Origin of the sequence: Streptomyces sp. NPDC047869 (assembly GCF_040704065.1) — a bacterium.
Lineage (GTDB): Bacteria > Actinomycetota > Actinomycetes > Streptomycetales > Streptomycetaceae > Streptomyces.
In genome coordinates, this window is sequence record NZ_JBEYRK010000001.1 from 497,919 (window position 1) to 510,560 (window position 12,642).

Annotated in this window: 11 protein-coding genes; 2 read left to right on the plus strand and 9 right to left on the minus strand. The window is 72.3% G+C overall.

All coding sequences use genetic code 11. From position 1 onward, the window contains the following. Positions 1-152 precede the first annotated feature (152 nt). The 7 genes from pheA to AB0924_RS02315 all read right to left on the minus strand — a co-directional run bounded on the left by pheA (position 153) and on the right by AB0924_RS02315 (position 7,370). Entirely contained in the window at positions 153-1,085 is a 933-nt protein-coding gene (gene pheA / locus AB0924_RS02285) for a prephenate dehydratase (RefSeq protein WP_366910452.1), read from the minus strand. 102 nt (positions 1,086-1,187) lie between these two features. After that, positions 1,188-2,486, minus strand: a complete 1,299-nt coding sequence (efeB, locus tag AB0924_RS02290; RefSeq protein ID WP_366910453.1) for an iron uptake transporter deferrochelatase/peroxidase subunit — start codon at positions 2,484-2,486, stop codon at positions 1,188-1,190. A gap of 8 nt (positions 2,487-2,494) precedes the next feature. Continuing rightward, positions 2,495-4,396, minus strand: coding sequence for a copper resistance protein CopC (locus AB0924_RS02295; protein ID WP_366910454.1), 1,902 nt, complete (start codon positions 4,394-4,396; stop codon positions 2,495-2,497). Between the two features lie 13 nt (positions 4,397-4,409). Further along, complete coding sequence (locus AB0924_RS02300; RefSeq protein ID WP_358929777.1) at positions 4,410-4,883, minus strand: copper chaperone PCu(A)C; 474 nt, start codon at positions 4,881-4,883, stop codon at positions 4,410-4,412. Continuing rightward, positions 4,880-5,533, minus strand: coding sequence for an SCO family protein (locus AB0924_RS02305; RefSeq protein WP_358929779.1), 654 nt, complete (start codon positions 5,531-5,533; stop codon positions 4,880-4,882). The genes AB0924_RS02300 and AB0924_RS02305 overlap by 4 nt, the downstream gene beginning before the upstream one ends. Before the next feature lie 90 nt (positions 5,534-5,623). Then, positions 5,624-6,361: a YcnI family protein gene (locus tag AB0924_RS02310; protein ID WP_358929781.1), complete on the minus strand. Its 738-nt coding sequence runs from the start codon at positions 6,359-6,361 to the stop codon at positions 5,624-5,626. Between the two features lie 178 nt (positions 6,362-6,539). Continuing rightward, entirely contained in the window at positions 6,540-7,370 is an 831-nt protein-coding gene (locus AB0924_RS02315; RefSeq protein ID WP_358929783.1) for a hypothetical protein, read from the minus strand. A 241-nt stretch (positions 7,371-7,611) separates the two neighbouring features. Between AB0924_RS02315 and AB0924_RS02320 the strand changes: the two genes are divergently transcribed. After that, a complete protein-coding gene (locus tag AB0924_RS02320; protein WP_366910455.1) occupies positions 7,612-8,058 on the plus strand; it encodes an ATP-binding protein in 447 nt (148 codons plus the stop codon). A gap of 158 nt (positions 8,059-8,216) precedes the next feature. Here AB0924_RS02320 and AB0924_RS02325 read toward each other — a convergent pair whose 3' ends face one another. Beyond that, positions 8,217-9,704, minus strand: a complete 1,488-nt coding sequence (locus tag AB0924_RS02325; protein ID WP_366910456.1) for an aminopeptidase P family protein — start codon at positions 9,702-9,704, stop codon at positions 8,217-8,219. A gap of 178 nt (positions 9,705-9,882) precedes the next feature. After that, a complete protein-coding gene (locus AB0924_RS02330; RefSeq protein WP_358929790.1) occupies positions 9,883-11,319 on the minus strand; it encodes a PP2C family protein-serine/threonine phosphatase in 1,437 nt (478 codons plus the stop codon). Between the two features lie 603 nt (positions 11,320-11,922). Here AB0924_RS02330 and AB0924_RS02335 point away from each other — a divergent pair. Beyond that, on the plus strand, positions 11,923-12,588 hold the full coding sequence (locus tag AB0924_RS02335; protein WP_366910457.1) for a bifunctional DNA primase/polymerase: 666 nt from the start codon (positions 11,923-11,925) through the stop codon (positions 12,586-12,588). Positions 12,589-12,642: the final 54 nt, after the last annotated feature.

Consider the following 12,642-nt stretch of genomic DNA (forward strand, 5'->3'; position numbering starts at 1 on the left):
AGTGGCCGCAAGGGGGACTTCCAGGGCGATTTGTCGACGGGATCGCCCGCCCTTGTCGACTTGTCCCCAGGTCGAGAAGCGAGCCTGTGGATAACTTCTGTGGATAACGAAGATATGCAGGTAGGACTGACCCGAAGCAGTCTACGGCCGCCTCAGAACCGGCCGTCCTGGCAGCGCGCCACCCAGTCCGCGGCCGCCACGAACTCCTCGTCCGACGTGCCAGGCGAAGTGGCCCGGGCCTCGCCGGGGCGGATGTCGGCGCGCGGATAGGAGCCGAGGAACCGCACCTGGAGGCAGATTCGCTTCAGTCCCATCAGCGCCTCGGCCATCCGCCGGTCGGAGATGTGCCCCTCGGCGTCGATGCAGAAGCAGTAGTTGCCGATGCCGGCGCCGGTCGGCCGGGACTGCAGCAGCATGAGGTTGATGCCCCGGGTGGCGAACTCGCCCAGCAGGTCGCGCAGGGCGCCGGGGTGGTCGTCCCGCTGCCACAGCACCACCGAGGTCTTGTCGGCGCCGGTCGGTGCCGCGGGCCGGGCCGGACGGCCGACGAGAACGAAGCGGGTCTGCGCGTTCTCCGCGTCGTGGATCCCGGTCTCCAGGGCCTCCAGGCCGTACCGGGCGGCGGCGAACTCGCCCGCGAAGGCGGCGTCGTACTGGCCCTCCTGGACCAGGCGCGCGGCGTCCGCGTTCGAGGCGGCCGACTCCCAGTGGACGTCCGGGAGGTTCGCCTTGAGCCAGTTGCGCACCTGGGGCTGGGCCGCCGGATGCGCGGAGACCGTCTTGATGTCCGCCAGCCGGGTGCCCGGCCGGACCAGCAGCGCGAAGGTGATCGACAGCAGCACCTCGCGGTAGATCGTCAGCGGCTCACCCGCGACCAGCTCGTCCAGGGTGGTGGTGATGCCGCCCTCGACGGAGTTCTCGATCGGCACGAACGCGGCCTCGGCCTCGCCGGCCCGCACCGCGTCCAGCGCGGACTGCACCGACACGTACGGCATGAGCTCCCGGGTGGCGGCCTCCGGAAGCGTGCGCAGGGCGACTTCGGTGAAGGTGCCTTCGGGACCGAGATACGCATAGCTCGCTGGCATGTCCTCACCCTAATGGGCGCCGGGGCGAGGGGCTTCCGTGTCTCATCGACGCCACTCGACCGGGTGGTTTGAAACCTCGGAAGGGTGGTCCTCCGGCCGCAATCAGCCCTCCAGGAGCCGCTGTCCCACGTACTCTCCCTCGGCCGCGCCGCCGGGCACCGCGAACAGGCCGCTGGCCTCGTGCCGGATGAACCTCGACAGGGCGTCACCCCGGTCGAGCTTGCGCTGCACCGGTACGAAGCCGCGCAGCGGGTCCGCCTGCCAGCAGACGAAGAGCAGCCCGGCGTCCGGCGTGCCGTCCTGGTCGATGCCGTCGTGGTAGGAGAACGGGCGCCGCAGCATGGCCGCGCCGCCATTGCGGTCGGGCCGGGTGATCCGGGCGTGGGCGTTGATGGGAACGGCCAACTCGCCCTTGGCGTCGGTCTTGTCCAGGTCCATCGGCGTCGTCTCGTCGCCCCCGGACAGCGGGGCCCCGGTGTCCTTGCGGCGCCCGATGACCGCTTCCTGGGCGGCGAGCGACAGCGTCTCCCAGTCGTCGAGCAGCATGCGGATGCGGCGGACGACCGCGTAGGAGCCGTTCGCCATCCACGCGGGCTCCGCCGAGGCGGGCACGAAGATCCGCCGGTCGAAGTCGGCGTCGGCGGGCTTGGGATTCCGGGTGCCGTCGATCTGGCCCATGAGGTTGCGGGCCGTCATGGGGTGCGCGGTGGCGCCAGGGGTGCGGTTGAAGCCGTTCATCTGCCAGCGGACACGGGCTGCGTGACCGGCGTCCTTCTGGATGGCGCGCAGGGCGTGGAAGGCGACGAGGGCGTCGTCGGCGCCGATCTGCACCCACAGGTCGCCGTCGCTGCGCGCCTTGTCGAGGTGGTCGGAGGAGAAGTCCGGCAGCGGGTCCAGGGCCGTCGGCCGCTGCTTCTCCAGGCCGGTCCGCCCGAAGAAGCCGTGGCCGAAGCCGAAGGTGATCGTCAGCGAGGACGGTCCCGCGTCCTGGGCCACGCCGGTGTCGCCGTGGGGGGCGGCCTCACCCGACATCAGCCGCTCGGCCGTCGCCGACCAGCGGCGGAGCAGGGCCGCCGCTTCCTTGCGGCCCGCGCCCGCCGCGAGATCGAAGGCGACGAGGTGGCCGCGGGCCTGGAGACCCTCGGTGATGCCGGACTGATGTTTCCCGTGAAACATCGCCCGGCCGGTGCCCACCGAGGTCAGCGCAGTGGCCTGGGCGGGCGCGGAGGCGTATCCCACGGCACCGCCTGCCGCGCCGAGCACCAGCCCGGTGGCACCGGCGGTGCCGAGCAGTGCGCGCCGGGAGACACCACGGTGACCGTCGGCGGTGCCCTCGTGGGCGTGCGGCTCGCGCGCCGGGGAGCCGGGCGTGCGGGTCTCGGGAAGGGACTGGTCGGGCATGGTGTGGTTCAGCCGATCTGCGCGTTCTTGGAGACGGTCACCTGGTCGATGTCGGAGGTCCGCACGGTCACGGCGACCTTCCAGTCGCCCGCCATGGGGATCTGCACCCCGCTCGCGGCCCAGTGGCCGGTGGTGATGTGGTCCGGGGTCACGGGGAGCGGTCCGATCTTCCTCGCCGTGAGGGTGAGGGCGACCTTCACCTCGGGGACGTCGAAGGCGCGTCCGTTGGGCCGCTGGACGTAGACGTGCATCTCGTTGCCGCCCACGCGCGCGGGGTCGAAGTCGATCCGGACCAGGCCCTTGCCGTCGGTGCCGCCGGTGTCGAAGGGCATGTCCAGGGTCAGTGCGCCGGACGAGGACGACGAGGAACTGGAGGAGGACGAGGAGGCCGCCCTGGCGTCCAGCTCGGTGCGGCCGGGCTCGGTCTGGGTCAGCCAGGTGGTGACGGCGAGCAGCACGAGCGCGACGCCGGCCTCGGTGAGCACCGAGCGGCGCAGTCCGAAGCGGTTGGGGTCGGCGTCCCGCTGCCGCTTCTGCCGGGCGGTGTCCACCGCGGCCCGCTGCCGGGCGAGCTGGGCGGCGCGCTCGCCGTCGCCCAGGGCGGCGTCCTGGCCGGCGGACTCCGGTGCGGGGACGGGTTCCTTCACGGGCTGCTCGGTGTGTCCGGCTTCGGTGACCGGGTCCGTGAGCCGCCCCGTCCATCGCCGGGAGATCCAGGCGATGCCGACCAGCAGGGCCACCAGTGCGATCTTGACCAGCAGCAGCTGCCCGTACCGGGTCTCGGTGAACGCCGGCCAGGAGCCGAGCTGCCGCCAGGACTGGTAGGTGCCGGTGGCGACCAGGGTGAGGACGGAGGCGAAGGCGAGGCGGGAGAAGCGGTGGACGGCGGCGGCCTCGACCGGAGTGTCCGCGGGCGCCCGGTACAGGGCGACGAGCAGGGCGGTGAGGCCGCCCAGCCAGGCGGCGACGGCCAGTAGGTGCAGCACGTCGACGGGCATGGCGATGCCGGGCTGGAGCCCGGTGGAGGCGTGCTCGGCCATGGCCCAGCTCGCCGCGAGTCCGGCGGCGACGACCACTCCGCCGACGGTCAGCCCGAAGGTCAGGTCACGCTTCTCCTCGGCCTCCTCCCGCCGGTCGTAGGCGCCGAAGAGGACGGCGATGAACAGCGCGGCGGCGGCGAGCAGCAGCAGCCGTGAGACCAGCGCGGCGCCGGTCTTGGTCTGCAGCACCTGGCCGAGCAGGTTCAGGTCGAAGACGTCGCCGAACTTCCCGGAGGAGGTGTAGGAGCCGCGCAGGAGCAGCAGCCAGAGCGTGGACGCGGTGAGCGTCAGCCAGCCGCCGACCACCAGCCGCTGCAGGGCCCGTACGCCCGAGCCGCGCTGCCAGCAGGCCAGCACGAAGGCGGCGCCGCCCGCCAGCACGATGAAGCCGGCGTAGGAGACGTACCGCCCCAGGGAGTAGAGCCGGCCGACGGCCGTGTCGCCCGCTGTCGTGCCGACGCCGGAGACGACGGTCTGCGAGGGCGCCCCGATGGAGAAGGTGTAGGCACCGGCGACCGGGTGGCTGTCCGCCGAGACGACCTGGTAGCCGACCGTGTAGGTGCCCTTGGCCAGGCCGCTCTTGAGTTTCACGGCGTACGTGGTCCCGCTCACGTTGACCGGCGAGCCGACCTGGACCTTCGCGCCCTTGGGGTCGAGGACCTGCAGCGAGTCGTCGTTCATGGCCACCTTCTCGGAGAAGGTGAGCGACACCTGGGTGGGTGCCTTGTCGACCACCACCCCCTGCGCGGGGTCGCTGCCGGTCAGCGCGGCGTGCGCGGCGGCCGGACCGGCGCCCGCGAGCAGCGCGCCGGTGACGGCGATGAGCAGCAGCACCAGGGTGCGCAGGCGGGGGGTGATGGTCCGCGTCAAGGTGGTCCCTCCCTCAGTGTCCGGTCGACGGGTTGTACGTGGCGGACTTCACCGGCATCTCGACGGTGAGGGGCCCGGACTCGGCGAACGTGAGCTTCAGGGTCAGGTGCTGGCCCTGCTTCGGCGTGCGCTTCAGCTCCTCGAACATCAGGTGGTTGGCGCCGCTTCGGAAGACCAGCCGGCCGTGGGCGGGTATCGAGAAGGAGGTCTTCTCCCGCATGGCTCCGCCGACGGTGCTGTGCATGGTGACCCGGCCGGCGACGTCGCTGCTGACCGAGGTCAGCGCGTCCTTCGCGCCGCCCTGGTTGGTGATCGTCATAAACCCGGCGGCCATGTCGGCGGAGACCGGCTGGGGCATGTACACCGCACTCACGGACAGTTCGGCCTTCGAGGTGCCCGAGCCGGAGTCCGGTTCCGGACCGGAGCCGCAGCCCGTGAGGGCCAGGGCGCCGGCGAGGGCGGCCGCCGGCAGGACGGCACGCCTCACGGCTTGGCTCCCTCGACGAGCTTGGGCAGGTCCTTGGTGTAGTCGTCGACGGTGGTGTCCTCGCCGTAGAGGACGTAGCCGCCGTCGGTCTTCGGTGAGAAGGCGATGACCTGGGTGCCGTGCACCGAGACGGCCTTGCCGTTCTTGTCCTTCGTCGTCGGCTCGATGGAGATGCCCAGCGAGCGGGCGCCGGCCTGGATGGTGGCGAAGTCGCCGGTCAGGCCGGTGAACTGGGGGTCGATGCCCTTGAGCCACTTGCCCAGCTCGGCGGGGGTGTCGCGGTCGGGGTCGGTGGTGACGAAGACGACCCTGAGATCGTCCTGCTCGGCCTTGGGCAGCGCCTTCTTGGCGACGGCGATGTTGCTCATCGTCGTCGGGCAGATGTCGGGGCAGTGCGTGTAGCCGAAGTAGACCAGGGTGGGGTGGCCCTTGGTCTCGGCGCGCAGGTCGTACTTCTTGCCGTGCGTGTCGGTCAGGACCAGGTCCGGCTTCACGAACGGCTGGTCGAGGATGGTCGCGGCCTTGCCCGAGTCGGACTCCTCGGAGACCACGGAGACCGGTGATGTGGTGTCGTCACCGCTGCCGCAGGCGGAGAGGGTCAGGGAGGCGGCGGCGAGCAGCGCGGCCGCGGCGAACGTCTTCTTGCGCATGGAAAAATGTCCCAGATGTGAGAACTCCGGCGCGCACCGGGGGTCGTACGAAAGGGTCGCACGACCCCCGGTGCGCGTGCGGAACGGTGATCAGGCGGTCCGGCGGCGGCCCGCGAGGACGCCGTAGGCCACGCCCGCGGCACCGATGACGATGCCGACCACGCCGAGCACGCGCGCGGTGGTGTCGCTGCCGCTCTTCGCGTCCTCGTCGGCGGCCGCGGTCTGCCCGCTCTTGCTGTCGGTCTTGTCGGCGTCGTCGGCGGCGGCGGCCGAGGTGCCGTGGTGGTCGTCGGCGGCGGCGGACAGCTCCAGCACCGGGGCCGGGTTGTCGGGCTCGTCCTGGCCCTCCTGCGGCACCTCGATCCAGCGCACGACCTCCTTGTCGGAGTACGTCTGGACCGCCTTGAACACGAGCTGGTCGGTGTCCTCGGGCAGGGCGCCGATGGAGAGCGGGAACTTCTGGAAGTAGCCGGGCTCGACGCCCTTGCCGTCGGCGGTCCAGGTGACCTTGGTGACGGCCTCGTCGATCTTCTCCCCGTGCATGGTCAGCGGCTTGTCCAGCTTGGACTTGGTGACCTTCACGCTCCAGCCGGGCAGCGGCTGGGGCATGACCGAGGCCAGCGGGTGGTCGGCGGGGAAGTTCACCTCGAGCTTGACGGTCGAGGCGTCGTCACGCTCGTTGGGGACCTTGAAGTCGACGACCGCGTAGCCGCCCTTGGCCGCGGGTCCTTCGGGCTGCACGCTGACGTGCGCGAAGGCGGTGCCGGACAGGGCGAGGACGGCCGAGCCCGCGACGGCGGTGGCGGCGGCGATACGAGAAGCCTTCATGGCAGGGAGCACTCCACTTCGGGTGGGTTCCGGTGGTGATCGGGAGTACGCGTGCGCGTGGCGGTGCCGTTCGCTGTGCCACTGAGGTGATGTGCGCACGCGCGCGTGCCGCACGACGGCGGCCCCTCCCGTCCGGCTCGTCCGTTTCCGGCCCCGGTGCGGTGGTGCTCGCGTCGTGTCAGGCGGCGAGGAGGAACGCGGCGGCGGGCGGGCCGCGCCGGATCACCGTGTGCTGGAGTGCGGTGGTGTGCGGGGCGGGCGGTTCGTCGCGGGCGGCGCGGCGGGCGCGCGGGCGCGGTCCGGCCGCCGGCGGCAGCCCGGCGCACAGTGCGCGGGTCAGCGCGAGCGCGGCGCGCAGGGAGCGCACGAGCGCCCCCTCCGTGACTCCGTGCGCCGACAGCTCGATCAGCCGCAGCACGGCCAGATCGCCCCGGCGCAGCAGCCAGCCGGTCACGACGGCCGCGAGGACGTGACCGAGGACCATCGGCACGGAGGGCAGCAGTGCCGCCGACGTGCCGCCGGAGCCGGCGGTCATGTGGTGCATGGCCGGCATGGCGCCCGCCGGATTGCCCGAGGAGTCGATGAGGTGCGCGTCGAGCAGGAGCCGGTAGGCGTGCCCGGGGGTGAGCGCCGAGGCGCTGGACCCGCACAGCAGCCGGGCGGCCTGCTCGACGAGCGCGCCGTCGCTCGCCGGCGTGTTCATCGGGCCCATGGACATCGCGGCCGCGGTCCCGTGCTGGCCCAGTCCGAACAGCGTGTGCAGCACGGTCTGGCCGAGCGCGAGGAGCGCGACGATCCCGGGCAGCGAGCGCGCGCGCCCGGCGAGCGGTGCCACGAGCAGCAAGGAGCCCAGGAATCCCGCGCCGAGCGTCCACAGGGGCAGGCGCGCGCAGGAGGCCAGTGTGTGCCCGGCCGCGGCCAGCACGACACAGACCGCGGCGAACACCGCGGCCCGTAGCATCCGGAGCCCGGCTCCGGGGGGTGCCGTGCGGGGGTGGGGGGCAGTCATGGCGGGGTCATCATCGCACTGGACCCGCTCGCGCCACGCGGCAGGTCGCCGAATTCGGTCACCGTGGGTACGCCTCCGACGTGACCGGAAGATCCCGTTCCGCCGGAATCGGATCTTCCATACATCGTTTCCGTCCAGAACGCATCGTCCTATGGGCGGCGTCACGTGAACGGTGTGCTTACGGCCGGGCACGCGCGGCAATAGGTAACGGTATGTCGAGCCGCGGCCAGGAGGCTGGAGCATGAGCATCTGGTGGTCACTCCATCTGCGTCGCGAGGCCGCCAGCGTTCCGCTCGCGCGCCGGCTGCTCATCGGCACGATGGAGACCGCGGGCGTCGACCCGGACGTCTCCTACGACCTGTCCGTCGCCCTCAGCGAGGCCTGCGCCAACGCCGTCGAGCACGGTGGGGACGGCGCGCCCGCGGGCTGCTCGGAGGCGTACCGGGTGACCGCCTACCTCGACGGTGAGAAGTGCCGGATCGAGGTGGCCGATTCGGGGCCCGGTTTCCCCGTCGCCCAGGATCTCCGGCCCGCGCACTCGGACGCGGAGCACGGCCGCGGGCTCTGTCTGATCAGGGAACTCGCCGATCACGTGCACATCGGCGGCAAGCCGGGGCGGGGCGGGACCGTGGTCAGCTTCGACAAGATCCTCAAGTGGAAGCGGGACCCTTCCCTGCTCACGGCATGACGGGAGCCGATCCGGTCCGCGCGGCCAGGGGTGCCGCCCCTGCGTGAAACCGTGCGCACCCGGAGCCCTGGGAGCCGGTTTCCGGCCGTAGGCCCTCTGCACCGCCGATGGCCGGGCACCCGCAGGGGTGCCCGGCCATCGGCGGCTTGCGGGTGGGGTCAGCCCTTCAGGGCCGCCATCCACGCCTCGACCTCGTCGGAGCGGCGCGGCAGGCCCGCCGAGAGGTTCCGGTTGCCGTCCTCGGTGACGAGGATGTCGTCCTCGATGCGGACACCGATGCCCCGGTACTCCTCCGGGACCGTCAGGTCGTCGGCCTGGAAGTACAGGCCCGGCTCGACGGTGAGGACCATGCCCGGCTCCAGCGTGCCGTCCACGTAGGTCTCGGTACGGGCGGCCGCGCAGTCGTGGACGTCCATGCCGAGCATGTGACCCGTGCCGTGCAGCGTCCAGCGGCGCTGCAGGCCCAGCTCGAGGACGCGCTCGACCGGGCCCTCGACCAGGCCCCACTCGACGAGCCGCTCGGTGAGCACGCGCTGGGCGGCGTCGTGGAAGTCACGGAACTTGGCGCCCGGCTTCACCGCCGCGATGCCGGCCTCCTGGGCCTCGTACACGGCGTCGTAGATCTTCTTCTGGATCTCGCTGTAGGTGCCGTTGACGGGCAGCGTGCGCGTGACGTCGGCGGTGTACAGCGTGTGCGTCTCCACACCGGCGTCCAGCAGGAGCAGGTCGCCGGAGCGCACCGGGCCGTCGTTGCGCACCCAGTGCAGCGTGCAGGCGTGCGGGCCGGCCGCGCAGATGGAGCCGTAGCCGATGTCGTTGCCCTCCACGCGCGCGCGGAGGAAGAACGTGCCCTCGATGTAGCGCTCGCTCGTCGCCTCGGCCTTGTCGAGGACCTTCACCACGTCCTCGAAGCCGCGGACCGTGGAGTCGACGGCCTTCTGCAGCTCGCCGACCTCGAACTCGTCCTTGACCAGCCGGGCCTCGGAGAGGAAGACGCGCAGCTCCTCGTCGCGCTCGGCGGTGACCTTGTCGGTCAGGGCGGCCTCGACGCCGGCGTCGTGGCCGCGCACGACCCGCACCGGGCCGGTGGCCTCGCGCAGCCGGTCGGCCAGCTCGCGCACGTCGGCGGCCGGGATGCCGTAGAGCGCCTCGGACTCGGTGAGCGAGTGGCGGCGGCCCACCCACAGCTCGCCCTGGCCGGACAGCCAGAACTCGCCGTTCTCGCGGTCGGAGCGAGGCAGGAGGTAGATCGTCTCCTTGTGCCCGCCGGCGGTGGGCTCCAGGACGAGGACGCCGTCCTCGGTCTGGTTGCCGGTGAGGTAGGCGTACTCGACGGAGGCGCGGAAGGCGTACTCCGTGTCGTTCGAGCGGGTCTTCAGGTTGCCCGCGGGGACGACCAGACGCTCGCCGGGGAAGCGCGCGGAGAGCGCGGCGCGGCGGCGCGCGGTCTCGGCGGCCTGCGGGACGGGCCGCAGATCACGCATCTCCGTGTCGGCCCACCCGGACTGCATGTTCTCGGCCAGCTCGTCGGAGACGCCCGGGTACAGGCCGTTCTTCCGCTGCTTGATGGGCTCCTCGGCCTCGGCTTCCGGACCCGCTGCGGTAGCAGCCTCGTCGGTGACAGCCGGGTTGAGCTCGTCGGCCACGTGATCCTCCTCGATACGCCATGTGATCTCCCCCGGGGCCCGCGACGCTCCTGCTTGTGGCCGAGCGGGGACCTCCATCATCGTACGGTCGCACCGGAAGGGGCCCGGGGCCGGAACGGCTGTTATGGCCGGTCATGCCGACCGGTCGGGGCCCGGCCACGCCGGGTGACGGCTGTGCTCAGTCGAAGCGGGCGGCGAGCAGGACCACGTCCTCCGGGCTGTCCGCCGTGTCCCGGCCGTCCGGCAGCACGGTCCGCAGCACGTGGTCGGTGACCGCCTCGGGGTCGTGGCGCAGCGCGCGCGGGATGCTCGCGGCCGCCGCGTGCAGCCGGGCGAAGGCTCGGTCCAATGGGTCGCCGGTACGGTGCAGCAGCCCGTCGGTGTAGAGCAGGACGGTGTCTCCCGCCTCGGCCTGGACCTCCACGCTGGGCGCCTCCCAGCAGGCGAGCATGCCGAGCGGCGCGGAGACGGAGGTCTCGGCGAACTCGGTGCGCCGTTCGCCGATCAGCAGCGGCGGGCTGTGCCCGGCACCGGCCAGGGTGACCCGGCGCAGCGCCGGTTCGCAGTATGCGAACAGCGCGGTGGCCGAACGCGCGGGCTCGGTCAGCCGCAGCAGCAGCTCCAGGTCGGACAGCACGGCGACCGGATCCTCGCCCTCCATCACGGCGTAGGCCCTCAGGGAGGCGCGCAGCCGGCCCATGGCGGCCACGGCGCTGGGCCCGGATCCGGTGACCGAGCCGACGGAGAGGCCGAGGGCCGCGTCGGGCAGCGGCAGCGCGTCGTACCAGTCGCCGCCGCCGCGCGGGGAGGTGCGGTGCCGGGCGGCGAGCTGGACGCCGGCCACCCGGGGCAGCCGGGACGGGAGCAGTTCCTCGGTGATGGTGGCCATGCACGCGCGCGTGCGCTCGACTTCCAACAGCCGGGCCAGGTGCTCCGAGGCGTGCCGGACGTAGAGGCCGGCCAGGTGGCGGCGGCGCTCGTCCGGCTCGGCGGGCTCGTCGTAGAGCCAGACGGCGGCACCGAGGTGACCGGCCGGCCCGGTGGACAGGGGCAGGGCGTAGCTGGCGGCGTAGCCGAGGCGCGCGGCCACCTCGCGGTGGCGGGGGTCCAGACCGTCCTCGGCGAAGAGGTCGGGGTGGGCGATCCCGTCGTGCGCGCCGGTGCCCCGGCCGGCGTCGAGGAGGGTGCCGTGGGGCAGGGCGTCACGCGGCACGGTCTCCAGGTGGCCGAGATCGGCGCGGCCGAGACCGAGGCCTGCGGTGGTGCGGGGACCGAGCCCGTCGGCGGGCTCCAGGGCGACCAGGCCGCGGCGGGCGCCGACGAGGGCGGAACCGGCGCGCAGCAGCTCCTGGAGGGCGGGCTCGAGCGCGTTCGTCGCGGACAGGCGTTCGGTCAGTTCGTGGAGGGTCGTGAGGTCCGAGACCCAGCCGGCCAGCCGGTCCTGGAGCAGCGTCCCGGGGGCGGGGCCGGTGGGAGCGGGGGTGCTCCTGACCGGAGGCGCGGCGTCCGGGGCGTGGGCGGCGTCCGGGGCGGGGAGTGCGGGCGCGACAGTGTGTGCGGGCGTGGGAACCGTTGGATCGATTCCGGCCACTTTCGGCGGATGGGGGGCGCTCATGGCGTCCGGCCTTCAGACCGGTGCGTATTGCTCAGAAGCATCGCAAACCCCCATGTCATTCTGCGCCGCTAGCAGTGTCTCCACATGTACACGCACTCGTGAGGGGATGTCCAGCATTGTCCTGCGGGGATTCCTGGTGTCCATGGGTTTGAAGTGGCTTTCTCTCGAAACCCTTGCCTTACTACCAAGTTGGCCTAAAACTGCCTCGGGTAACGGCTCTTTGCGGTCGACTGGCGTCGTTCCACGGAGCGTCACAACGGTCGTGATGGGTACGTACTCGATGAAGGCCAGGGGTGGTTGGGGGCCACCCGGAACCTGGCGCCGGACCCGGACGTCATAACCATCGACGGCCGAGCCCCATCCTCCCGTGGCGGAGGCGGAGAGAAACACGCGCGACGGCAAAACGCCATACTTCGCCACCCCCGCGCCGCACCCGTGCTCCGATGGACGCACTGAGGACGCGGCCGACGATCGACCCCTGGGGTCCCCCTGCCGTGCGCGGGGGTGTGATGCGCCAACAGGTACGCACAGTGCAGTGATCGACACATGGTGTGATGTGGTCCACGGTGTTGCCAGCGGTGCAACGGAAAGGAACGAGCGCTCATGCGCGAGATCCTCGGAAGGCGACGCAGGCTCCTGTCCAGGCGGAACGACGGGAGGCCTGAGCCGATCAGCGCGGCCCTGACCTTCGCGACGGAATGGCAGTGGCCGGTACTCCCGGGTGTGGCTCCGGACCCGCAGGGCCGGGCGCGCTGCGCCTGCCCGGACCCGGAGTGCACGGTGCCCGGCGCCCACCCCTTCGACCCCGGTCTGCTCGCGGCCACCACCGACGCGCGCATGGTGCGCTGGTGGTGGGCCAACCGGCCGGCCGCGCCGATCGTCCTCGCCACCGGCGGTACGGCGCCCTGCGCGGTCAGCCTGCCGGCGCCCGCGGCGGCCCGCGCCCTCGACCTCCTCGACCGGCGGGGCATGCGCCTCGGCCCGGTGGTCGCCTCGCCCACCCGCTGGGCGGTGCTCGTCAAGCCGTACTCCATGGAGCAGCTCGGCGAACTGCTCTACGCCAAGGACTTCGTGCCCGGTTCCCTGCGTTTCCACGGGGAGGGCGGCTACATCGCCCTGCCGCCGTCCGAGACCGGTCAGGGCGCCGTCCGCTGGGAGCGTGCCCCGCTGCCCGGCTCGGCCTCGCCCTGGGTGCCCGACGTGGAGGCGGTGGTGGACGCCGTGGTCGACGCCCTCACTCGTACGGGTGTGAGCGCACCCGAGTTGTAGGAGTGTCCGGCGCGGACACGGCTTCCGCCCGCCCGCGATCGTTATCTTCCGCTA

Excerpts from the sequence above, each read along its gene's own strand:
- AB0924_RS02310 (WP_358929781.1), bottom strand. The coding sequence starts at position 6,361 with ATGAAGGCTTCTCGTATCGCCGCCGCCACCGCCGTCGCGGGCTCGGCC.
- AB0924_RS02305 (WP_358929779.1), bottom strand. The coding sequence starts at position 5,533 with ATGCGCAAGAAGACGTTCGCCGCGGCCGCGCTGCTCGCCGCCGCCTCC.
- pheA (WP_366910452.1), bottom strand. The coding sequence starts at position 1,085 with ATGCCAGCGAGCTATGCGTATCTCGGTCCCGAAGGCACCTTCACCGAA.
- efeB (WP_366910453.1), bottom strand. The coding sequence starts at position 2,486 with ATGCCCGACCAGTCCCTTCCCGAGACCCGCACGCCCGGCTCCCCGGCG.
- AB0924_RS02320 (WP_366910455.1), top strand. The coding sequence starts at position 7,612 with ATGAGCATCTGGTGGTCACTCCATCTGCGTCGCGAGGCCGCCAGCGTT.
- AB0924_RS02335 (WP_366910457.1), top strand. The coding sequence starts at position 11,923 with ATGCGCGAGATCCTCGGAAGGCGACGCAGGCTCCTGTCCAGGCGGAAC.
- AB0924_RS02330 (WP_358929790.1), bottom strand. The coding sequence starts at position 11,319 with ATGAGCGCCCCCCATCCGCCGAAAGTGGCCGGAATCGATCCAACGGTT.
- AB0924_RS02315 (WP_358929783.1), bottom strand. The coding sequence starts at position 7,370 with ATGACTGCCCCCCACCCCCGCACGGCACCCCCCGGAGCCGGGCTCCGG.